Below are 23,567 nucleotides of genomic sequence, written 5' to 3'. Positions count from 1 at the left end.
TTTTTCACGTCTCCCATAACACTCAATAACCCTCAACGGTCAGGGTATGGATGTGCATCAATTAATCAATTGTATATTTGTTAAATTATTTTTCTAACTTGTAAAACAGACACACAACATAGTATATGCCCTATAGATGCACAGCCAATGCTCTTAATGTATATGCTGCGCATCTACAGAGCATATACCCTGACCGTTCTCAATAATTAAACTCTATCAATATGAATAAAAACAAACCAGTTCTAATACTCTTTTTGGCAATGCTTCTTTTGAGTTGCAATGACCAGAAAAGCACTGAAGGCAAAGAGACGGCAATTGATGAGAATGCCAACTTAGTTAATTTTAAAGGCAGAGAGATTGATCTTAGTCCATTTGTAGAAGGTTTTCCCTATGCTAGATTTAATCCGGATTATGAAGCCGGTAAGTTGTATTACATGAAACGTGGAAACACCACGGATTTACTGGCGCTTGATTTGAATGGTAATACTGATTTGGCGAATGGGAAAAAAATCTCTGATATAGATTACAGTACCCGAAATGTGTGGACGATCAGATATAACGTAAATGACAAGCACTTGTATTGGATTGGTGACGAGTCAAATGACGAAATCATCAATTTAACACGGCTTAATCCTGAAACCAAAGAAGTTGAAAAACTTACAGACGTTCCCTACATTTTTGGTTATCGATGGAATGATACCAAAGACAAGGTGGCGTATGTAGCCCGTTTGGGTGATAAAGAGGAACGTCTAGGCGAGTTGAGAATTTTGGATTTGAAGACGAAAGAAGAAAGTTCGATAGTTCAAGATACCCCTGAAATGCGCTTTACATGGGGTTCTCCGAGTTGGCAACCTGAAGGAAAGGGTGTGGTTGTTAACACCTTGAAAAATGCCGACAGAACCTGGGGTAATCTCATGTATATAGATTTTGAAACAAAAACGCGCACATTGTTGACGGATGCAGAAAAGGAGCGTTCAAACCCTGGGGCATACTCCGAGTGGCTAGATAAAAACACCTTTCTTTACATCTCCAATGAAGATGGCTTTTCAAATGTGTATCTCTTTGATCTGACCAAAAAGGAATCGAAACAACTAACGAAGTTCACCACCGATTTAGGAACTTCAGAAATACTGACCATCGATGAGAACAAGTATTTGTTTGCAACCACATCTTCCCCCATAGAAACACAAGTATACCTTTTATCCCTACCCAATGGAGATGTAATACTTCAACAAAACAGTGAGGCTGTTTTGAACATCTATGACAGTGAGGCTGATAAGATGTTAGTCTCAGCCACATCGAATACATCAATGTTCCGAATTGATGAAGTAAAGGTGAACACAAATCAATTGACTTTCAGTACGATGGTGGATGTACCTAAAAACCTGAAAAATAAAATATATAATTCTACGGTGAAAAGAATCACCTACCCAACATTTGATATAGACCCTATTACCGGGGAACCTAGGCAAATTCATGCGTATTTGTATAAACCTAAAAACCCCTTACCTGAAAATGAACGGATAGTGATGATTCAATCTTTTTACGGAGGAGGTAATTCCTTTAGCACAAGGTATCAAATTCTGGCAAATGCCGGCATTTATGTTCTAAGTCCATCTCCTCGAGGCAGTAGTGGATTTGGTAAAGAGTTTTCGGCCCTGAATGACAAGGATTTAGGCGGCAATGAGATTATTGATGTCTTTTATGCGGCTAAGTATATATCAGAAAAACTTAATGTTCCTCCGAGCAATATTGGTGTATTTGGAGGTAGCCATGGGGGATATGCAACAATGCGCACACTTACCTTCCCTGGAGAAGTAAATAGTAATAAAGTTGAATTTGATTGGGGTTTTGGTATAAGTCATGCTGGTTTTAGCGATATTATTCATTTTTATGAGAACTGTAACATTCCGGATTGGGTAACTCTGGAAGCAGGAGACCCAAAAACTGAATCGGCAAAACTCAATGATCGTTCTCCGTTGTATCATGCAGATAAGATGAATGGATATTTGTTACTTACCCACGGTACTAATGACAGTCGTGTGCCCATTGCAGGAAGTGAAATGATGGCTGACAGCCTTAATAAATATAATAAGAATGTTAAGCTGGTGAAATTTGAAGGTCAGGGGCATGGAATTAAAGGATTGGACAACACAATGATTTTTTATCAAACATGGTTTGACTTCTTGGAAGAGGTAACAAAAGAAAAATGATTAAACTATTGAGAACAATGTATAAACCGCATTGAAACGCGGTTTATACTTAGCGTTGTAAACAAGCTAAGAATTATACAAGATAAAGTAACATTATGAAAAAAGACTATTTAAATAGAATATATGGAAGCGCTTTTATTTTGATTTTTCTTTTTTTAACATTTTCCGAATACGAGAGAATACTAAATCCAGTTCCTGATTTCGTAGCTTCAGGAAGATACATTGATTATTCCATTTTATTGTATTTAAGTCGTTGGATTATTTATCTCTTGCTTCTAATAGCTGGGATTGCAATATTTTTTAAATCAAAAAGAGTAAATCTATTTTTATTTATTTTTAGCGTTACAGTCTTACTAGAAATTTATTTCAACAATGCAATATATATTATTAAAAGTCTTACTGGTTATCCAAAATATATTTTATTCGGTCTTTCTATATTATGCTTAGTTGTTTTTGGTTTCAGTCTGTTAAAAACAAAAAAAACATCCTTTATTGAGATTTTTCTAAGCTTCATTTTGGCAATAACAATTGTCTACTTACCTAATGCCTTAATTACATTTTATTTTTAAACCACGCTTTTATGAAAATAGCTAATTACAATAAGACTTGTTTTTTGATTTCAATCCTATTTATTTTTTTCAGCTGCAATAACAAAGTAATAGAAAAGCCTGAAATGACCGCTGAAAAATGGGAAGTTGATATTGAAAACCTAATAAAAACTTTAGAATCAAAACATATAAATCTTTATCATAGTATATCTAAAGAAGAAGTAAAGCAAGAAGTAGATAGTTTATTGCATCAACTTCCGAAACTTTCAAATGATGAAATTTTTATAAGTCTTTCAAAAATAATAAGGTCGTTAGATGATAGCCATACAGGAATATGGGCTCAATCAGAATTCTACGAATCTTACCCCTTAGGTTTTTTTGTGTTTGATGAAGCTGAAATTAGAGTAATAAGAGCACCCAAAAATAATCCTGAACTATTGGGTGCAAAACTACTTCGTATAGATAACACCTCTTTGGAAGATATAACACGTAAAGTAGAATCAGTCATTCAGTGTGCTGATAATTGGTACTCGAAAAGTGAACGATTGGCTAGGTATATGAGATACGCTAGAATCTTAAAAATATTAGGTGTTAGTAAAAATGAAAGCTCTACCAACTTTGAGTTTTTATTAGAAAATGGATCTCCAAAAACCGTAAAACTTGATGCTATTTCAGAAGTTGAATATAGTGCTTCACTCGGTAATCCTATAGTTTTAGAAAGTCCATTCCATTTTGACAAATCATTGATTGGTACTCCATATTTATGGTATCAAACAATTGAAGAACACACCACAGGTTATATTTATTTTGCAGGATATCCCAATGCCTTACAAATGAGGCGTTTTTCTGTTGCCCTATCAAGAGATATAATTCAAAGAGGTACTAAAAATATAATTATTGATGTAAGAGATAATGGAGGTGGTAATTTCTTTGTTGGTTTAGAACTTGTCAAACTACTGGCAATTATTGACCAAATTGACTGGCAGAAAGGTGTTTACGTGATAACGGGTAGACATACCTATTCTGCAGGAATGAGTAATACTGCACATTTTAAGGAATTGCTAAACGCTAAAATCGTTGGTGAACCTACAGGTGCTAACCCAAATGATTATCAGGATGCTGAGATGTTTCAATTAAAGAATTCAAAATTGTGGGTGCAATTTTCAAAAAGATATTACAGATTTCAAGATTCTGTTTCAAATGGAATTATACCTGATGTTCATATCAAACCAAATTGGAATGACTTAAAAAATGGTATTGATTTAAATATACTTTGGATATTAGAGGATATTAAACGGAATGAAAGTCAATAAAGAAAAGCCAGTTTACAACACGAGGCTATAAGTAATTGCTCGGATTAGGCTACTATGGAAAGTTTCTGCCGAATTCCTGAAAGAAGTTTTATATTTGTGAAAGTCCGTGTTAAACTCACGCATCTACCCATAGCCCAAACGATGATGTACAATTCACCAAAAGGTGAACCCAAATTGCTACATCTCACTACGTTCGATTCCCGCCCTTTGGGATATGTACATCATCGCTGCGCTATGCCAGATTGCATTAGGCTTATGAATTAGGCATATAACTGGCAATCACCTTTGGGTGCCATCGAGGAAAACTCTACATATCAGGTCGCTAAATGCAATCTGATCACGTTTAATCTGTATTTTAAATTTATTCCAATAAATTGCATAAATTTAAAATCCAAAACGTGACTGCAAATAGCGCAGCGTTGAGGGTCATTGCACAAGTGACGTGTTACTACGCTGCAAAAAAACCATCACTCATAGGAATAGGTGGTTTTTTCACGTCTCCCATAACACTCAATAACCCTCAACGGTCAGGGTATGGATGTGCATCAATTAATCAATTGTATATTTGTTAAATTATTTTTCTAACTTGTAAAACAGACACACAACATAGTATATGCCCTATAGATGCACAGCCAATGCTCTTAATGTATATGCTGCGCATCTACAGAGCATATACCCTGACCGTTAGGTGTAATTCTAAATAACTCGATTAAAATACAACATGAATTCAATCAATAAACTAACAATTCAAATCATGCTAGCTTTTGCTAGTTTCCTTCTATTTGGTTGCGATTCTGAATTAAAAAAAGGCAATCAAGATAATGAAATCTCTTATTTAGTTACTATTGATAAAAAAAATCCAAAACTTGCAAAAGTTAAAATCACGTTTACGCCAAAGGACAGTACCTTATACATGAATCCAGGTGCCAATAAACTTGAAAATCGATGGGCTACATTTGTTCATAACCTTAAAATTCAAGATAAAAATGGAAAACCTATTCAAGTTGAAACATTAAAAGATGCTCAATGGAAAATGCATACTTCACTAAACCAAAAGCTTATCGTTAATTATGATGTACATTTAGATCACGAAAATTATGAATGGAGTGGTGGAATTGACGGAGCAGCATATACAACAGAGTTAGGTGTTTTTTATACAGGGCGATCATTATTTATATTGAATGGAGAAACAAGACAAGATATAGATGTTGATTTTAAACTTCCTAATGATTGGAAAATAACTACACCATGGGATTTAAAAGGAGATAGTAAATTAGGTTATAAAGTAAGTAATATTTCAAATTTAGCAAATTCATTAATATTTGCTGGAAGACATAAAGAAATTTCCTTTAATAGAGGTGATTTTGAATTAATACTAGCTCTTGGAGGTGATGAAATGATAGCAAGAGAAAATGAGTTTCGCGATCTAGCAAATGGTGTATTGGATTATTACATCAAGCTAATGGGCGGAATACCGAACACTCCTCCAGAGAGTAAATTCAACAAGGTTGTCGTTGTAATAAATTCTGCCGCTACAACGGATGGTGAAGCCATTGGCAATAATATTAGTATTTTATTTGAAAGGGGCAGTGATAAAATGGCAGAAACTATATCTAAATTCATTTTCGCTCATGAATTTTATCATCTTTGGAGTGGTAAATCTTTTTCGCCAATTGATGACAGTACAGAATGGTTTAAAGAAGGATTCACCAATTATTATACAATTAAAGCTTTGCGTCATGTAGGGTTTCTAAATGACGAATCTTTTCTTGATATTTTAAGTGATTTCTTCTATGAAAAATATGCCAATGACCCTGGCGTTGGCAAATTATCAATGACAAATGGAGAAGAAAAACATGATCATTGGGGGTTAATTTATTCGGGCGGGTTATTTGTAGGTATTTCTCAAGACATACTTATTAGAAAAGCCACAAATAATGAGAAAAGTATAGATGACTTAATGCGACTGCTATTTGATAAGTATGGAGGTAAAAACGAGAATTACTCATTAAATGAATTACAACAAACAATGTCAGAATTATGCAGTATTAATCAAGACGACTTTTTTAATACATATATAACTGGAACAAAAAAAATTCCACTTGATAGATATTTGAAAATGGCAGGTCTAAATGCTGAAATTTCGAATAAACACTTAGTTATTTCCAAAAGGAAAAATATTACTCTTGAAGATCAAAATATTATAAATGGGCTATTAGGCAAGAACTAAAAAAACTACACCTAACAACGTGTATAGTTCATTGCTTCTGATTTTCCTTACGGAAAATCCTTGCTACTGAACAATGGGTTTCTTTCTTTTTGCTAACTTAGTGCTCAACGCAACGAAACCATACACGAACACGTTACCCACAAGCTGAAAAACACAATCAAACAAGTATGAAAATTGCGACTGATTTGTTTTACATTTACTCACAGATCAAGTTATAAAAATGGCAAAAAAAAAATTAAGCTTTCTTGACAGAAATCTGACTTTGTGGATATTTGTTTCAATGGCTATTGGAGTTGGGCTTGGGTATTTTATCCCTACGTTTCCTAACATCATAAATTCATTTAGTAGAGGAACAACGAATATTCCTATTGCAATCGGCTTAATATTAATGATGTATCCACCTTTAGCAAAGGTCAACTATTCCCTCTTACCAAAAGTTTTCAAAAACACAAAAATCCTATCTATTTCACTTATTCTAAATTGGATAATTGGTCCCGTATTAATGTTTTTTCTAGCAATTACATTTTTACGTGATTATCCCGAATATATGGTCGGATTAATTTTGATTGGTTTGGCACGTTGTATTGCTATGGTTTTGGTGTGGAACGACCTTGCCGAAGGAAATGGCGAATATGGAGCAGGTTTAGTTGCTTTAAATAGTATTTTTCAAGTGTTTGCGTACAGTTTTTATGCGTGGGTTTTTATAACTGTTCTTCCACCTTATTTTGGATTTGAAGGTGCTATTGTAGATATTTCAATCGGGACAATTGCAGAAAGTGTAGCTATTTATTTAGGTATTCCATTTGTAATGGGAATATTGAGTAGACTTTTTTTAGTAAAATTAAAAGGAGAGGAATGGTATACAAAGAAATTCATTCCTACTATTTCTCCAATGACCTTAATTGCTCTGTTATTTACAATTGTGATTATGTTCTCGCTGAAAGGTGAATTGATTGTGGAAATCCCAATGGATGTTCTAATTATTGCAGTTCCTTTACTTATCTATTTTACGTTAATGTTTATTATCGGATTTTTCTTTACCAAAGCAACAGGAGCAGAATACGACAAGACCGCTTCAGTTGCTTTTACAGCAGCAGGAAATAATTTCGAATTAGCTATTGCAGTTGCTATTGCAGTTTTCGGACTAAATTCAGGTCAAGCATTTGCAGGAGTAATTGGTCCATTGGTTGAAGTGCCTGCATTGATTTTATTGGTTCGTGTTTCTTTTTGGTTAAGAAAAAAGTATTACAAAAAATCCAACGCCTAAAGCCAGTGGGTAACATCGTGTATAATTAATTGCTAGTACTCGCCTACTCACGAAAATCCTCGCGGATTTTCTATTCGGTTTGTATTTGCTAATTTAGTTGCTGAAACACGCAACGAAATCATACACTAGACCGATGATGTACAATTCACCAAAAGGTGAACCCAAATTGCTACATCTCACTACGTTCGATTCCCGCCCTTTGGGATATGTACATCATCGCTGCGCTATGCCAGATTGCATTAGGCTTATGAATTAGGCATATAACTGGCAATCACCTTTGGGTGCCATCGAGGAAAACTCTACATATCAGGTCGCTAAATGCAATCTGATCACGTTTAATCTGTATTTTAAATTTATTCCAATAAATTGCATAAATTTAAAATCCAAAACGTGACTGCACATAGCGCAGCGTTAGCAAATATTACGAAATCGAGTAGAAATAACAGAAGTCGTTGTGACTTAATTTTTTGTCCAAAATTCTGGGAGAATATAAAATTGAAATAACTTGAAACAGAAATCACCAAACAAATAAATATTCTTAATTTAAACCTCTCTTAAAAATAAATTTTATGAAAAAACCACTTTTGATTTCTCTTTTATCATTTTTTTTCTTTGTTAACAGTGAAGCCCAAGAAATATCTACAGGAAAATCAAAGAATTCTTTTGTAGAATGGAATTTTGGTGTTGCCTATATTGTTGACGATGATTTCGTTTTTCCCGGAACTTCAGTTCTTTGGGGGAGCACATATATCACTGAAAATAATTTTATTTTTGAATATGAAGCAGGGTTTGCGCTTCCATCAATTGTTACTGGTAAATTGGGAATAGGTAAAAAGTTTAATTATACTAAAGTAATCGTTGGAATAAGACCATTCCCATTTAATGTGTATTTGCAATCTAGCTTTACGAAAGGAAAAAAAGGATATTGGATTACCTCTGTTGAATTTAACCCACTTAATTCCGATTCATCATTATCATTTGGATCAAAAGCGATTTTGAATTTTGGATACAGATGGAATATAATTAAGAATAAGTAGTTAAACATTTCGTGTGCCATAATCTGTTTTCCTAGGTATGAGTCGTGATTTATAGTTGATGATACAATTATTTTATCTCTTATCCATAACTAAATTGAATAATTACAGAAGAGAGATTTCCTCAAAAACGGAAAATTAAATTTGGGAAAACTACCTTAATGAGTGAAATACATTTGCTAACAAGGTATAACCGCAATTACGGCGGATTCGACTACGTCCGAATCCACTCAGAATTGCTAAAGTCTGTGCTAAACCAAAAGTTAACGCATACTAACCCGTCACTGACGGTTATACTAGACCGTTGGCAATAATTTAACTAACCAATTAACAACAATGATTTGCAAAAATTGCGATTACGAATTTAATGGTAAATATTGCCCAAATTGCTCTCAAAGTACCAAAGCAAATTCTAGATTAACATTCAAAAATATTATTGCTGATTTTTTTGATACAGTCTTCAATTTAGACAGAGGCTTTTTTTTTACATTTTGGAATTTACTTAAACAACCTGAATTTATAATACAAGGTTTTATAAACGGTAAGCGCAAAAGATTTACGAATCCTGTTAAATATCTAATCATAGCAACAGCAATTCAAGCACTTTCTGAATCCATAATAATGTTTGAGGAACAAGGTATTCCCTTTACTTCCTTTTCGTTTTTATCGAACGAATTGAACCAAAATATGCATTTGTGGAATCAATCATTGACTTTAGACTATCCTATACTTTTTGGAATTATTAATCTACTTGTTTGGCCTATTCCATTTTACTTTCTATTCAAAAAATTAAAACATAATATTCCTGAACTGATAGCAGTAATGATTTACATTTATGGGACTGTTGTCATACTAATTCAGGTTATGGCCTTTATACACAATCCATTGACAGGAAAAAATATGTCTATTGAATTAGTCAGTTTAATGGCGACTGTATATATGATATATGTTTTACTTAAATTTTATAGAAGAGGCAGTATTTCTTGGCGAATACCAAGAATTATAATTGCAATGATATGTCTTTTTGTTTTTAGGATGTTCATTTTGCCTTTTTCGCTAGCATACTTTTTTCCATTAAATTAAAAAACAATTGCCAACAACGTGTATAGTTAATTGCTGGAGGTGTAATTAAAATTGAAAGTATTTGGTATCTAAATCTTGTAAATGTTGAATATGCAATTGAGAAATATTTTCAAGAGAACACTTATGTAGTTGAGAAGTATGAAACAACTTCTAATAATGTAATGGCTAGAATCAAAAAACAAAAAAGTATTGGAGCTGAGGCTATTGAACACCTATCAAAAGATTACAATATTCAGTCAATTGATATTGATTTCGAGAGAATTAAAGACATAAGTGATTTTTTTAAAAAAATAATAACGAAGCCCAACAATGTATATAGCAAATAGGGCTCAAGTTATTTAAGATCATAAATTGCTAAAATAATATTCGCCAAATCGTTAATTTGGCTTTTAATAAAAAATAAAAACAAAATAAAACGTTCGGCTTAGTGCATCCAAGAGCATTTTCTGCTCCCGTCTGCCCTACTTGCCATATACTAAACGATGATGTACAATTCACCAAAAGGTGAACCCAAATTGCTACATCTCACTACGTTCGATTCCCGCCCTTTGGGATATGTACATCATCGCTGCGCTATGTGTAATTTGAGAACAAATAGCCTCGATGGTAACATTATATCATTTGTATCGTCTTCATACTAAAAAGCAAAATGAATATACTTAGAAGCCTTATTTTAGTTATCCCAGTAGTATGTGTTATTTCCTGCAATTCTAATGTGAAGAAATCCCCAATAGCGACAGTAGATGTTGTCTTTCAAGAAGACTCTCTCAAATTTACGGAATCGCAAAAAGTTTACATCCGTGAAGTGATAAGCAATTCAGAAGAGAAGGTGCGCGATCTTTTGCCGAATCTACCAGATAGTATAAAAGTTATTGTTGAAAATGTAGATTGGAATCTTGATATTGTGAATGGAGTAACTGGAAGAACAGAAACCAATTATCCACCTCTTGTTCTGGTTCAAATATCAAATAATTATAAAGGCGGCGTAATTGATTCGACATATCAGGGTATCAAATCGACAATTTTTCACGAATTTCATCACTTGTCACGAGGTTGGGCAATTCAGGACAACAAATTTAGTTATGGAATACCTAATGCAATGGTTAATGAAGGTTTGGCAGTTGCCTTTACCGAAATATATACAGGAAACATAAATGATGTAAATGCCTATAGTGATGAGGCTGATAGTTGGGTAAAAGAGATATTGGCTCTTCCTTTAGATGCAGATTATGCTCAGTGGGTAATGGGTAAGCATCCTGATGGAAGAACATATATAGGATATCGAACTGGAAATTTTTTAGCCAGACAAGCAATGAAAAAATCAGGAAAAAGTATTTTAGAGTTAAGCAACTTAATGCCGAAGGAAATAATAAAACAAGCTGGCTACTAATATTATAAAAAACTACACACAACATTGTATTAACGCAATAGCGGTTTAAGTCATTACTTATGCCGCTATTTTTTTATAAAAAAAACTTATCTTGACAATTGAAAATTTGGTCATTGTAATCCGCTACTGAGTTTATACGAGACCGATGATGTACAATTCACCAAAAGGTGAACCCAAATTGCTACATCTCACTACGTTCGATTCCCGCCCTTTGGGATATGTACATCATCGCTGCGCTATGCCAGATTGCATTAGGCTTATGAATTAGGCATATAACTGGCAATCACCTTTGGGTGCCATCGAGGAAAACTCTACATATCAGGTCGCTAAATGCAATCTGATCACGTTTAATCTGTATTTTAAATTTATTCCAATAAATTGCATAAATTTAAAATCCAAAACGTGACTGCACATAGCGCAGCGTTAACTACAATTATTTTAATCTAAAATTGTAACAATTCCATATTTCAGTCGTGTTTTAAATAAACTATTAAACTCTAAAAATGAATTCAAGGAAAAAAAACGCTAGAATTGCAGGAATTTTATATTTACTTATTGCAATAACTGGAGGATTTGGAATAATGTATACACCTTCTAGTATTATTGTTTCTGATGATGCAACAGCCACCGCAAACAATTTAATAAATTCTGAATTTATTTATAGTTTAAGCATAATAAGCTATTTAATTAGTCAAGCCTTAACAGTCTTTTTAGTTCTAACCTTAAGTCGATTATTCAAGGATATAAATCCAAAATTAACAAAGTACATGGTTACTTTTGTATTAGTTGCAGTGCCAATATCTTTCCTTAATGTACTCAACCTTGCTGCTGCTCAAACGTTTGTTAGTGGAGTCGAATTTTTAGAAGTTTTCAAGACTGACCAGCTGAATTCCTTAGCTTTAGTATTTCTTAATTTATATGAATTTGGAATTGCTGTTGTTGGAATTTTTTGGGGTCTTTGGTTATTTCCATTTGGAATGCTTATTATAAAATCTAAATTCATTCCGAAAATCATAGGTATATTCCTAATTATTGGTTGTTTTGCTTATCTAATAGATAGTTTTATTTCAATTCTTTTACCAGAATATAAAGAATCAGTTTCCGCAATTATAATGTTACCTCTAGCTATAGGAGAGTTTTCAACGATTTTATGGCTTTTAATAAAAGGGGTAAAAGAAAATTAACAGTAGTTAACAACGTGTATAGTTCATTGCGTCTGAAATTCCTTTCGGAATTTCCTCGCTGCTGAACAACAGGTTTATCTTTTTTGCTAACTTAGTACTCAACGCAACGAAACCATACACGAACACGATGATGTACAATTCACCAAAAGGTGAACCCAAATTGCTACATCTCACTACGTTCGATTCCCGCCCTTTGGGATATGTACATCATCGCTGCGCTATGCCAGATTGCATTAGGCTTATGAATTAGGCATATAACTGGCAATCACCTTTGGGTGCCATCGAGAAAAACTCTACATATCAGGTCGCTAAATGCAATCTGATCACGTTTAATCTGTATTTTAAATTTATTCCAATAAATTGCATAAATTTAAAATCCAAAACGTGACTGCACATAGCGCAGCGTTAGTGGTAAGCGTAAACAAGCCATCCGATAGAATTAGTTGTCTTTAGGTTTAATTATCTCTTCTTACTAATACCATCTATAATAGTTGAAAATCCTTCTCTATAATTACTACTTATAGGAATCTCCTTAGCGTCAATAACTACAGTGTGTTTTTTGACCGTTTCTATATGTTTTATTGCAACAATGAAGGAACGATGTATTCTTACAAAGAACTGCTGAGGCAATAACTCTTTCACTTCTGATATTTTGTAACGTGCAAGAATAGAACGCTTGGTAGTATGGAACGTCACATAATTACCATCACTTTCTATGTATTTGATATTTTGAATAGAGACTTGATGAAATTCCGAACCGCTTTTAATAAAAACGGTTTGTTCAGGTATCTCTTGAGAAGTTTCAGGACTTGCTTTTACCCCTGTCTTATTTTGATTTAATACTTCTTTCGCTTTCATTACTGCTTGTAGTAATCGATCAAATTCAATAGGTTTTAATAAATAGTCCACCGCTTTAAGTTCGTAACTCTCCAAAGCATATTCTGAATAGGCTGTTGTAAAAATAATAAGTGGCGGTTTTTCTAAAAATTTAGGAAAGCTAATTCCAGATAATTTAGGCATATTGATATCTAAGAAAAGAAGATCAACGGTATGCTTTTGAAGGTGTTCAAGAGCGTCCAAAGGATCTCTAAATGTTGCTTTTAATTCCATAAAAGGAATATTATTTAGATGAAACTTAAGAACATCAATAGCATCTGGTTCATCGTCAATTATTATATAATCCATAAAAAGTTAATCAATTTGCAGTTTAAGTAAAGATATAAAATATCCTTTTTCCACTTTTGTTTCCATTGTATGTGCATTGGGATACAGAATAGCTAGTCTTTTTTTTAAATTATCAAGACCGAATCCAGAGGCACTATCCTTCAAACCATAAAAGGCTTGATGTATTGTATTGGTCACTTTATATGATAAACTATTTTTAGTGACCTCCAAAGATATATCTATGATAGATTTAGTCTTTGGGTCTATTCCATGTTTAATGGCGTTTTCAACAAATGGAATAAGCAACATAGGGCTAATTTGCACGTTTTCAACAGCTCCTTTAATAGTGAAATTAATAAATACATCATCGTCTTCAGCAATGCGTAACTGATATACTTGAATGAACTTTTTGAGATGATGAATTTCTTTTTCCAATGCCACGTTATCTTCATTAGTTTCATACACCATATAGCGCATCAATTCAGCTAATTTAGCTATGCCATCTGCCAATTCGAGTACATCATTTTTTAATGCTTTGGCATAAAAACTATTGAGCACATTAAACAAAAAATGAGGATTTATTTGAGCCTTCAGAAAAGCCATTTCTGTAGTTAGCTTCTCTTCATATAAAACCCTCTTCAATTTTTCACTTTGAAACCAATACTTAATTAAGGCATATGATAAACCAAGTAAGAGTATAAAAAAACTACTTATTGAATTATAGTTCAAATAGCTAAGATAAGACTCACTTTCACTGGAGAAAAAGCCAACCAACCAATAATAGTCAATAAAGCTCTCGAATAAATTAATGAGGATAAAAGCACTTATTAAGGTAACGATTAAAAGCAGTATTCTTTTTTCACGTAAAAACCTTGGAACAATAAAAAAAGCGGTAGAATAAAATATAACTTGGTTCATAAGCATTCCAAACAATATTGCAAGCCAAAATGGGCCTTGACCTTTCCTGAAATCAGAGATCGTATTTACATAATTTAGAATCAAGAAATAGGCAACTCCCCAAATCAAAACATGTATTATCGCTTCTAAATACCTTTTCATTCTAACTGTTTAAGTCTCAAAAATAGGGTTTTAATCGCGTTCTAAACCACTATAGGGATAAAGCAAGTCCTTAAAGTGACCAAACTCCATATTCCTGTGAAGTTTATGCTGTTTCACATCGTTTAGAGTATCTACCACATTAAAAGACCTAACGATCACATTCTTTTTATTCTATGATTATTACGTATTACTATTGCTTCATATTAATCATAAAACATTTATAAAATGAAGAAAGCAATAATAGTTGTAATGGCATTAATCCTTGGGTTTAATACATTTGGACAGACAAGTTCTAATAAGAAATTAGAAGAAAGCATCAACGAAGTATTTGAAAGCTATGCACATTATAATCGTTTTATTGGTAATGTATTAATAAGTCAGAATGAAGATATAATTTACAATAAAAGTTTCGGCTATGCTGATATGGAAAATCACAAGAAGAATACTGAAAAATCAATTTTCAGCATCGCTTCTATCACCAAATCTCTGACTGCTGTAGGTATCATGAAATTAGTAGAAGATGGAAAGCTTACCTTAGAAACATCTATCAGTACTTATTTTCCAAATTTCATACCTGATTTTTCTAAGAAAATAACAATTCGTCATTTGTTAAACCATAGTTCTGGTATGCAAGCTAATGTAGGTAGAATAGACGACCAAGGAAATGGCCTAATGCCTGGAGAAAATCCGATTACACTAAATGAACTTTTTGAAAAATTTAAAGATTCAAAACTAAAATATGAACCAGGAACAGGGTATGAATACAATAATTTTGGATATACGCTTTTAGCATATATTATTGAAAATGTAACTAAACTGTCGTATGCTGACTATATGGAACAGGCTGTTTTTAAACCTGCCAACATGAAAAACACAGCTGTTAACGATTATAAAGTATTAAACCAAAGAGCTTTTCCACATACTGGCTTAGGTATGAATGAGTTCACAAAATTGAGTTTCCCCATCCACTCTTCTTGGATAATTGGTGCTGGAAACATTAATTCTACTACTGGAGATTTATATAACTTTATGAAAGCCTTAGAAAACGGAATAGTGTTAAACCCAGCTTCTGTAGATAAACTTTACAGGTTAACACAATCTAGAGACGTTAATGATTCGGAATATGGGTTAGGATGGAGAATTGAAAATAAAGGAGGAGAAAAATGGATTAACCATACCGGTTTACTTCCAGGTGTTACTTCTATAATAGGTTCATTACCACAAAAAAATATAAAGATCATCATCTTATCCAATGCAACTTCTAATGATCTAATTACAGAAAGTGACTTTCAAGGAAAAGGTCAGTTCGTGGATGGGGAAATAATTGATAACGTTATTGCTGTTTTGCAAGGTAAAAATCCTGAATTGCTCCCAGTAGCGGTAAAGATGAATAACCAAAATACTGCAGACTTTAGTAGAACATATATGCTAGATAGCGACCATTCACTGCTACTAAGAAAACAAGGTGATGGGTATTCACTTGAAACATTAGGAAAAGAATCTTGGGCAGTTTTTACATATAAATTTTCAAGAGATGCTAAAGAAGATAACAAAACAAGTGAAACTGCTTTATTTTTTGCCAATGCAATGAGTACCCAAAATTTCGTAGGTCTGGCCGATTTTGCCAATGATGATATGAAAGGTTTTTTAGGTTCAGAAGAAGGTGTAAATCAGTTAAAAGGAATGTGGGCTTATTATGTAAAAGAAGCTGGAGAATTCAAATCTTACAATATTTATAAAACTGAAGGAGAGGAAGGCAGTAAGACGGTAAATATTAGATTTCATTTTGAAAAAGAAGATGTAGGTTTTGTCCTAGGAATTAATTCTAAGAATCAAATTCAAGGGATGTTTAATGATGATAACATTAGAACAAGCTCTATTCAAAAAGTAAAATTAACACAGGTTAGTGAAAATGAATTTTTTATCAATGGTCACCAAAATGGAGGCATGCAGGATTTGAAAATAAAAGTATCTGAAAAAGGATTAATTTTAATAGACGATAACATAAATTATAAAGCAGCAATTAAACTTTCCTTATAAACAAGAAAATAGCCAACCGCTAACAACGTGTATAAAACATAGCTATTATAGGCTTTCAGAGAGATTTTTGTATATTTACAAAGTACGCCAAATTTTTTATTTGGTTATATTTATAAAAGAAAATTAAACATAAAAATTAAAAATTCGGCTCGTGCAAAATCCGAAAAGTTAGTGTCTATTTATACGCTACGTTTCATACACAAAACCGATGATGTACAATTCACCAAAAGGTGAACCCAAATTACTACATCTCACTACGTTCGATTCCCGCCCTTTGGGATATGTACATCATCGCTGCGCTATGCCAGATTGCATTAGGCATATGAATTAGGCATATAACTGGCAATCACCTTTGGGTGCCATCGAGGAAAACTCTACATATCAGGTCGCTAAATGCAATCTGATCACGTTTAATCTGTATTTTAAATTTATTCCAATAAATTGCATAAATTTAAAATCCAAAACGTGACTGCACATAGCGCAGCGTTGTGTTTCATTATTAATAGCGTAACTAATATTCATAAGAGAGCCTAAAAACTAAACAATTAGAGATCATTAAAATGAAATTACTGATAAAAATATTTGTTGTATTAATATCTGGTATTATTGGTTTATATCTTGGAGGTAGATACGGTATTTACTTAACAGAAAACAATATCGTCAATTTAGGCGCACCAGCAGGAAATCTCTTGTACCCTTTTTTCTGGATTATAATGGCTATAATCGGTGGTATACTCTCTGTTATCACTAGTCTCATAACAGTTATTATTATTTCAAAATTCCATAAACGAAATAAAGATAAAAAACTCACTAATAATTTTAATTGAATAAAAAATTAAAAAATAACAAAAGCACAACAACGTGTATAATTAATTACTTACTACTCGCCTACTTACGAAAATTCCGCTGGAATTTTCTATCTGTGATTTGTTTACTAAATTAGTTGTTTAACCACGCAACTAACCATATAAAAACAAGTTGTGCTCAATTTGGATTAGAATAATAAACTATGAATAATGCCAATTATAAATTCTTTCTAAAACTTGCTGGAATTTGCTCTATTCTTGGAGCGATAACAACCAGTTTGTTAATATTCCTGCCAAATCCAGTAGCTTCAGATTTTGAATCTCAAACTTTACTTTTTGAGAACAAACTATATTTGACCAAACTTTGGATATTATTTATCCACCCTCAGATAAACATAATTGCAAGTTTAGGTATCGCTTGTATTCTTTTTAGAAAATATCCCACACAAATGATAGTTGGGAGTTTATTCTTGTTGGTTTGGGCATATACCGAAATGTCTCAACAATCCTTATTAATAGACACCTTAAATCAAATATGGAGGCCTAACTATATAAATGCTGAAAGTGAGATTACCAAAAGTATGTTCAAATCATTGATTAATGCTGCAAACGGAATTTCAGACAGCAAGTATTTTCTTGTTATTTACGGTTTTGGACTTGGTTCATTCCTATATGGTACTGCACTCATTCAGGAAAATGGGCTTGGAAAATGGATTGGTGTTTCACTTTTATTCATCGGAATACTGAGCCTTTGTTCATTTATAAGATTCTATTTCGGGATTTATTCATTGAATAAGCCAGTAAATTGGCTATATGAATGGATTTATTCCTACCTACAACCAATAGTTCGAATTGTTATTGGGATTTGGATATTTAGAAGAATAAAAACTGAGCACAACAACGTATATAATTAATTGCTTTGGTCGTTGCTTATTTGGAAAATTCCTATAGAATTTTCTCGCGTTCGGTTTTGTTTACTAAATTAGTTGCTTAAACACGCAACGAAACCATATGCAAACACGTTACCTGTAATTACCAAAAAAGAACAATTATGAAAGTAAAACTTTATACAATGCTTTTGACTGTTCTAATAATTGGTTGTACTATAAAAAAGGAAAGCCCTGCTGATATTGAATTCACCGTTTTACCAAACTTAAAGGACAGCATACCCGCTGTTGAAATGAATTTTGATTATAAAAGTGATAAAAGGGGACTAATTACATTAAAATATGAAAATAATTCATGGGGAGATAATGATGTATTTAATTGCATTCATGACTTACAGGTTTTTCCAAAACCAGAAAATATTGAATTTAATAGGGACAGTAGTTTAATAACAATTAAAACAAAACCTAATTTACTTTCATCTATTAACTACAAAATTACCCAAGACTATAAAGGACCGCCATTAAATCAATATCGCTACAGACCTATGATGGATAAAAACTATTTCCATATTCTAGGCATGAGATTATTTATGGTTCCTGAGGGAATATTTGAATCAGATAACAGTAAAGCGAAGATAAAAATCAGTTACCAAAGTAAATCAGATGAGGACATATTTCACAGCAGTTTTGGTAAAGAGAATGTTCAAAATATCGAAGTGAATAGAGATGATTTGTATGGGTCATTCTTTGTTGGAGGGGACTACAGAAGATATTCCTTTACATACGATAATGATAGTATCTACTTTATTACTAGGGGTAATTGGAAAGCATTTACAGATCAAGATATTTTAAACCAATTAAAACAAACTATCAGCTCTCAAAGAAAGTTTTGGAATGACCCTCGAAAGGGAAATTTTTCAGTATCGCTCACCCCAACTTATGAGACTTGGTATTCTATTGGAGGAAGTGGGTTTTCAAACTCATTTGTTTCTTTCGCCTCTAACAATGAAAAAGTAACCCTAGCGCAAATGAAATGGCTCTACAATCATGAATTACTTCATAAGTGGATAAGCAGAACCATAATAAATGAGAATGAAGTAGAGCAATACTGGTTCAGTGAAGGGTTTACAGATTATTATGCATATAAATTAATGCTTAAAAATGACTTTTTGGATGTGTCTGAGTACGTTAAAATTTTAAATCACGAAGTGATTATTCCCCATTATCAAGACCCTTTTAATACCATTCCAAATTCTGAATTAACATTTGAAGAATATTGGTCCAACTATGCTAAATACATGAAACTACCTTATAGACGAGGGCTCCTTTACGCTTTTCTTTTAGATAATCAAATCAAGAATCAAAGCAACTACTCACAAAGCTTAGATAATTTAATGATTGATTTATTTCAGTTGTCTTTAAATGATGATTCCTTGAGATTAAATCAAAAAGTGTTTATCAGAAATTTATTGAGTTATTTAAACCATCCTGAAGTAGAGTCAGACTTTGAAGAGTATATTTTAAAAGGCAATTTAATAGATTTTAAAGATGAAATACCTGATGGATTATCAATTGAATATAAAAATAATATTCCACTATTGAAATTAGATTCTGAAGACTTCTCTGATTTAGGAAAGAGACTTAAATTTTAAAACTACAAGTAACAATGTATAAAAATAATAGCCGAAATAGTAGTGATTTCACTGTTTTTAGCGCGCTTCAGTATTCTTGTAACTTGATAGGAAAGTGCTTGGCGATCGGCTACTATTTTTATACAAAACAGATGATGTACAATTCACCAAAAGGTGAACCCAAATTGCTACATCTCACTACGTTCGATTCCCGCCCTTTGGGATATGTACATCATCGCTGCGCTATGCCAGATTGCATTAGGCTTATGAATTAGGCATATAACTGGCAATCACCTTTGGGTGCCATCGAGGAAAACTGTACATATCAGGTCGCTAAATGCAATCTGATCACGTTTAATCTGTGTTTTAAATTTATTCCAATAAATTGCATAAATTTAAAATCCAAAACGTGACTGCACATAGCGCAGCGTTACAAGTAATTAGTATTTGGAATAAGAAAACACCCTCTGAAATGGGAGAATTAAAATGCTGGACGACATCCATAGAAAATTTTTTATTTTGCATGGATATAAAGTTAACTTAGTGTCATGTTTGAATCTTTGGCGAATAGAAAAACGATCATGTGGCCAAAAGGCAGCAGCATTTATATAGAAACAGTTGTTATTATTTTACTAGCCATAGTTTCAATGTCCCTCCAGTACGGCAAGCTCGATTCTACCTTTTTGCGAAGCCCTCAATTGGGAGTGAGGGTTGTTGGAAGCTTATGCATATGGTTTGCGAACAAATTCATACTAGATTATATACTTCAGTCAAGAATTGACTCCAATAAGGTGTCCCAATATCTGCCATTTGAGATGACTATAGCTTCTGTTGTCGTGACATCGATCATCTACCTTGTTTTTTATCCAATTTTACTCCACCTGAACGATTTGAGTTTTGTATGGACCAAATTTCTTCATGGGCTTTTTGTCACCTCCGGTCTCAGTTTACTTATTGTGATTTTTTATGCTGGCATTCATATTTGGAGATCTTGGTGGAACGATGGCGAATTCTTATTCCGTATAAAAATTAACGAACAAGCTGAAAACGAATGGAAAGACTTTATAACGATAAAAAATTCCAGAGAGACGGTCAATGTTGACCTCACTAAAGTGCACTACTTCATAAGTGAATTTAAGATTGTATTTTTGGTCGATACATCGGGAAAAAAATGGATCACCCAATACAATCTCTCTGAGCTTGAAAAGAGCCTCGATGACAGGTTTTTTAGATTGAACCGAAGAATTCTGGTTAGCCGCCAGATTATCTCCCATATTAAAAAGCTGTCAAATCATCGGCTTCTCGCAACCATTGGTCAAGCAAATGAAAGTCACAAAGAGACGATTAGCAGATATAAGTCCACGAGATTTAAACAATGGTTTCACAGCGATTAGCAGTTAGTGACCATTCAGTAATAATTCAATGACCATTCGGAAAATGATTTGCCCTAGCATGAAGAATTAACATGACAGTGTTGGTTATTTGCACCTATAAACAAATCATTTTATGGATAATAATAAAAAAAAACTCATCGGATTAATCGTATTTCTCGCGACACCATTTATTTTTAAGTTTTTGCACATTGAGAACATTTTGTTACGCGAAGTAGGCATATGGCTACTTCTACTATTTTCCATAATTTCATGGATTTATTTTGTTGAGAAGCGAACTATTGCCTCCATAGGATGGAAAAAAATAACAGCAAAAACGGTCTTTGCTGGAATAGGGCTCGGACTAGTTGCTTTTATTCTTTTCGGTATTTCAAACGTTGTTATTCAAGCACTAGGACTTGAACTCAACCAAGAAGCGGGGAAGCTATTTGCAAGCCAACCCTTTCTTGTGCTCATGCTTATAGCACTTAGAGCCGCTGTAGTTGAAGAAGTACTCTATCGAGGATATGCCTTCGAGAGGATTAACGAATTGACAAAATCTAAATGGATTGCCGCACTTGTGCCTGTAATCATTTTCATGTTAGCTCACTTGTCATGGGGTATTGGACATCTAATATTCGTATTCTTTGCAGGCGGATTATTCATGCTCATTTATATTTCAAAAAGAAATCTGGGATTGGTAATGATTGCACATTTTATAATTGATTTTATTGCTATACTTGTATTGCCTATGATGCTAGAAGCTTAGCAAAGCCCTCATTACTTTAAATTACTCTAATTAATTCATAATCATTGCCTTATTATGCTTTTGTCATCACATTAATTTATCAAGATTAAATAGGGTTTCTTAATAAAAAAGGAAGCTATATATACCCAGAAATTATTATGCGGCAATGTAAACTGAGGGAGAAAAGTTGCTAACAACGTGTATAATTAATGGCTGGTTCTCGCCTTCTCCAAAAATCCTGCAAATTTTCCTCTTGTTCGTTCCATTTTTGCTAAGTTAGTTGCTGAAACACGCAACTAAACATACACAAAACCGATGATGTACAATTCACCAAAAGGTGAACCCAAATTGCTACATCTCACTACGTTCGATTCCCGCCCTTTGGGATATGTACATCATCGCTGCGCTATGCCAGATTGCATTAGGCTTATGAATTAGGCATATAACTGGCAATCACCTTTGGGTGCCATCGAGGAAAACTCTACATATCAGGTCGCTAAATGCAATCTGATCACGTTTAATCTGTATTTTAAATTTATTCCAATAAATTGCATAAATTTAAAATCCAAAACGTGACTGCACATAGCGCAGCGTTAGCATTAATTCAGAGAAAAAATGAAACAATACCATATATTACTAATAATATTAATGATTTGTTCTTGTGTGGATAATCAAACTTCAAATAGAATTTCTAAAATTATTTCGAATCAAACATTAAATCAAAAAAGTACATCCTTAATTATCCTTGGAACTATTCAAGATGCAGGTTCTCCTCATATAGGTTGTAAAAAAGAGTGTTGTAAAGACTTATTTAGCAATCCTGACAAGAATAGACAAGTTGTTGCATTGGGTTTGGTTGATAATAACTACAGTAAAAAATATTTATTTGAAGCAACTCCTGATATATCAAGACAAATGAAGACTCTACTGAAGGATGATATTCAAAATAAAAATGAAATGGTTGATGCAATTTTCTTAACACACGCACACATAGGTCATTATACAGGATTAATGTATTTAGGGAAAGAAGCAACAAATGCGAAAAATGTTAATGTATTTGTTATGCCAAAAATGAAAAAGTATTTAGAAACTAATGGTCCATGGAGTCAGCTTGTTTCAAACAATAATATTTCACTTACTCAAACTGAAAATGAACAACCTATTTCACTTACACCAAATGTAATAGTTACACCTCTTATAGTGCCTCATAGAGATGAATATTCTGAAACGGTTGGTTATAAAATTAAAGGACCTAATAAAACTGCACTATTCATTCCAGATATTGATAAATGGAATAAGTGGGATAAAAACATTATAGAAGAAATTAAAAAAGTTGATTATGCCTTTTTAGATGCTACATTTTATAGCGGAAAAGAAATAAATAATCGTGATATTTCTCAAATCCCACATCCATTTATTATTGAAAGCCTTGACATGTTTAAAGTGCTAAATTCAGAAGAAAGAAAAAAAGTAATATTTATTCATTTCAATCACACTAATCCTGTAATTAACCTAAACAGTAACGAAGCAAAAAATGTTTTAAGTCAAGGATTTAACATTGGGAAAATTAATGATGTATATCATTTATAACTAATGCTAA

General features: G+C 33.0%; 18 protein-coding genes. 16 read left to right on the top strand and 2 right to left on the bottom strand.

Annotated features, from left to right (window positions below; translation table 11 throughout):
- Positions 1 to 221: 221 nt before the first annotated feature.
- The 9 genes from AC2D6V_RS11200 to AC2D6V_RS11160 all read left to right on the top strand — a co-directional run bounded on the left by AC2D6V_RS11200 (position 222) and on the right by AC2D6V_RS11160 (position 12,262).
- The gene (locus AC2D6V_RS11200) at positions 222 to 2,213 is read left to right on the top strand and encodes a S9 family peptidase (protein ID WP_484648273.1); all 1,992 of its coding nucleotides are present in this window, start codon (positions 222 to 224) and stop codon (positions 2,211 to 2,213) included.
- Between the two features lie 95 nt (positions 2,214 to 2,308).
- A complete protein-coding gene (locus tag AC2D6V_RS11195) occupies positions 2,309 to 2,782 on the top strand; it encodes a hypothetical protein (RefSeq protein ID WP_484648272.1) in 474 nt (157 codons plus the stop codon).
- A 104-nt stretch (positions 2,783 to 2,886) separates the two neighbouring features.
- Positions 2,887 to 4,074 carry a S41 family peptidase gene (locus AC2D6V_RS11190; RefSeq protein WP_484648270.1) on the top strand — a complete coding sequence of 396 codons (1,188 nt, stop codon included), beginning with the start codon at positions 2,887 to 2,889 and terminating at the stop codon, positions 4,072 to 4,074.
- Between the two features lie 721 nt (positions 4,075 to 4,795).
- Positions 4,796 to 6,304 (top strand): M61 family metallopeptidase, encoded by a 1,509-nt coding sequence (locus AC2D6V_RS11185; RefSeq protein WP_484648269.1) that lies wholly within the window; start codon positions 4,796 to 4,798, stop codon positions 6,302 to 6,304.
- Positions 6,305 to 6,524: 220 nt separating this feature from the next.
- Positions 6,525 to 7,571, top strand: coding sequence for an ACR3 family arsenite efflux transporter (arsB, locus tag AC2D6V_RS11180; RefSeq protein WP_484648268.1), 1,047 nt, complete (start codon positions 6,525 to 6,527; stop codon positions 7,569 to 7,571).
- 569 nt (positions 7,572 to 8,140) lie between these two features.
- Positions 8,141 to 8,608 (top strand): hypothetical protein, encoded by a 468-nt coding sequence (locus AC2D6V_RS11175; protein WP_484648267.1) that lies wholly within the window; start codon positions 8,141 to 8,143, stop codon positions 8,606 to 8,608.
- 333 nt (positions 8,609 to 8,941) lie between these two features.
- Positions 8,942 to 9,688: a DUF3667 domain-containing protein gene (locus AC2D6V_RS11170; RefSeq protein ID WP_484648266.1), complete on the top strand. Its 747-nt coding sequence runs from the start codon at positions 8,942 to 8,944 to the stop codon at positions 9,686 to 9,688.
- A gap of 649 nt (positions 9,689 to 10,337) precedes the next feature.
- Positions 10,338 to 11,078 (top strand): DUF2268 domain-containing putative Zn-dependent protease, encoded by a 741-nt coding sequence (locus AC2D6V_RS11165; protein WP_484648265.1) that lies wholly within the window; start codon positions 10,338 to 10,340, stop codon positions 11,076 to 11,078.
- A 503-nt stretch (positions 11,079 to 11,581) separates the two neighbouring features.
- The gene (locus AC2D6V_RS11160; RefSeq protein ID WP_484648264.1) at positions 11,582 to 12,262 is read left to right on the top strand and encodes a DUF4386 domain-containing protein; all 681 of its coding nucleotides are present in this window, start codon (positions 11,582 to 11,584) and stop codon (positions 12,260 to 12,262) included.
- A 459-nt stretch (positions 12,263 to 12,721) separates the two neighbouring features.
- Here AC2D6V_RS11160 and AC2D6V_RS11155 read toward each other — a convergent pair whose 3' ends face one another.
- Together AC2D6V_RS11155 and AC2D6V_RS11150 are read right to left on the bottom strand one after the other, a co-directional pair.
- Positions 12,722 to 13,447, bottom strand: coding sequence for a LytR/AlgR family response regulator transcription factor (locus AC2D6V_RS11155; protein ID WP_484648263.1), 726 nt, complete (start codon positions 13,445 to 13,447; stop codon positions 12,722 to 12,724).
- Positions 13,448 to 13,453: 6 nt separating this feature from the next.
- Positions 13,454 to 14,485: a sensor histidine kinase gene (locus tag AC2D6V_RS11150; RefSeq protein WP_484648262.1), complete on the bottom strand. Its 1,032-nt coding sequence runs from the start codon at positions 14,483 to 14,485 to the stop codon at positions 13,454 to 13,456.
- A gap of 225 nt (positions 14,486 to 14,710) precedes the next feature.
- Between AC2D6V_RS11150 and AC2D6V_RS11145 the strand changes: the two genes are divergently transcribed.
- The 7 genes from AC2D6V_RS11145 (at position 14,711) to AC2D6V_RS11115 (ending at position 23,557) form a co-directional block, all read left to right on the top strand.
- On the top strand, positions 14,711 to 16,525 hold the full coding sequence (locus AC2D6V_RS11145) for a serine hydrolase (protein ID WP_484648261.1): 1,815 nt from the start codon (positions 14,711 to 14,713) through the stop codon (positions 16,523 to 16,525).
- A gap of 560 nt (positions 16,526 to 17,085) precedes the next feature.
- Positions 17,086 to 17,352: a hypothetical protein gene (locus AC2D6V_RS11140; RefSeq protein WP_484648260.1), complete on the top strand. Its 267-nt coding sequence runs from the start codon at positions 17,086 to 17,088 to the stop codon at positions 17,350 to 17,352.
- 182 nt (positions 17,353 to 17,534) lie between these two features.
- On the top strand, positions 17,535 to 18,245 hold the full coding sequence (locus AC2D6V_RS11135; RefSeq protein WP_484648259.1) for a hypothetical protein: 711 nt from the start codon (positions 17,535 to 17,537) through the stop codon (positions 18,243 to 18,245).
- 137 nt (positions 18,246 to 18,382) lie between these two features.
- Complete coding sequence (locus tag AC2D6V_RS11130) at positions 18,383 to 19,870, top strand: hypothetical protein (protein WP_484648258.1); 1,488 nt, start codon at positions 18,383 to 18,385, stop codon at positions 19,868 to 19,870.
- 527 nt (positions 19,871 to 20,397) lie between these two features.
- A complete protein-coding gene (locus AC2D6V_RS11125; RefSeq protein ID WP_484648257.1) occupies positions 20,398 to 21,243 on the top strand; it encodes a LytTR family transcriptional regulator DNA-binding domain-containing protein in 846 nt (281 codons plus the stop codon).
- A gap of 112 nt (positions 21,244 to 21,355) precedes the next feature.
- Complete coding sequence (locus tag AC2D6V_RS11120; RefSeq protein ID WP_484648256.1) at positions 21,356 to 21,988, top strand: CPBP family intramembrane glutamic endopeptidase; 633 nt, start codon at positions 21,356 to 21,358, stop codon at positions 21,986 to 21,988.
- 594 nt (positions 21,989 to 22,582) lie between these two features.
- Entirely contained in the window at positions 22,583 to 23,557 is a 975-nt protein-coding gene (locus AC2D6V_RS11115; RefSeq protein WP_484648254.1) for an MBL fold metallo-hydrolase, read from the top strand.
- The last annotated feature ends 10 nt before the right edge of the window (positions 23,558 to 23,567 follow it).

It is taken from the genome of Algibacter sp. YIN40 (assembly GCF_057219435.1).
Note: the sequence above shows the minus strand (reverse complement) of the source record. Positions and strands in the feature narration are given on the sequence as shown.

Bases quoted from the DNA above. Each gene is read 5' to 3' on its own strand.
- AC2D6V_RS11150 (WP_484648262.1), bottom strand. From the start codon at position 14,485: ATGAAAAGGTATTTAGAAGCGATAATACATGTTTTGATTTGGGGAGTT.
- AC2D6V_RS11140 (WP_484648260.1), top strand. From the start codon at position 17,086: ATGAAATTACTGATAAAAATATTTGTTGTATTAATATCTGGTATTATT.
- AC2D6V_RS11190 (WP_484648270.1), top strand. From the start codon at position 2,887: ATGACCGCTGAAAAATGGGAAGTTGATATTGAAAACCTAATAAAAACT.
- AC2D6V_RS11130 (WP_484648258.1), top strand. From the start codon at position 18,383: ATGAAAGTAAAACTTTATACAATGCTTTTGACTGTTCTAATAATTGGT.
- AC2D6V_RS11145 (WP_484648261.1), top strand. From the start codon at position 14,711: ATGAAGAAAGCAATAATAGTTGTAATGGCATTAATCCTTGGGTTTAAT.
- AC2D6V_RS11170 (WP_484648266.1), top strand. From the start codon at position 8,942: ATGATTTGCAAAAATTGCGATTACGAATTTAATGGTAAATATTGCCCA.
- AC2D6V_RS11185 (WP_484648269.1), top strand. From the start codon at position 4,796: ATGAATTCAATCAATAAACTAACAATTCAAATCATGCTAGCTTTTGCT.
- AC2D6V_RS11135 (WP_484648259.1), top strand. From the start codon at position 17,535: ATGAATAATGCCAATTATAAATTCTTTCTAAAACTTGCTGGAATTTGC.
- AC2D6V_RS11115 (WP_484648254.1), top strand. From the start codon at position 22,583: ATGAAACAATACCATATATTACTAATAATATTAATGATTTGTTCTTGT.
- AC2D6V_RS11120 (WP_484648256.1), top strand. From the start codon at position 21,356: ATGGATAATAATAAAAAAAAACTCATCGGATTAATCGTATTTCTCGCG.
- AC2D6V_RS11200 (WP_484648273.1), top strand. From the start codon at position 222: ATGAATAAAAACAAACCAGTTCTAATACTCTTTTTGGCAATGCTTCTT.
- AC2D6V_RS11175 (WP_484648267.1), top strand. From the start codon at position 8,141: ATGAAAAAACCACTTTTGATTTCTCTTTTATCATTTTTTTTCTTTGTT.
- AC2D6V_RS11125 (WP_484648257.1), top strand. From the start codon at position 20,398: ATGTTTGAATCTTTGGCGAATAGAAAAACGATCATGTGGCCAAAAGGC.
- AC2D6V_RS11155 (WP_484648263.1), bottom strand. From the start codon at position 13,447: ATGGATTATATAATAATTGACGATGAACCAGATGCTATTGATGTTCTT.
- AC2D6V_RS11195 (WP_484648272.1), top strand. From the start codon at position 2,309: ATGAAAAAAGACTATTTAAATAGAATATATGGAAGCGCTTTTATTTTG.
- arsB (WP_484648268.1), top strand. From the start codon at position 6,525: ATGGCAAAAAAAAAATTAAGCTTTCTTGACAGAAATCTGACTTTGTGG.
- AC2D6V_RS11165 (WP_484648265.1), top strand. From the start codon at position 10,338: ATGAATATACTTAGAAGCCTTATTTTAGTTATCCCAGTAGTATGTGTT.
- AC2D6V_RS11160 (WP_484648264.1), top strand. From the start codon at position 11,582: ATGAATTCAAGGAAAAAAAACGCTAGAATTGCAGGAATTTTATATTTA.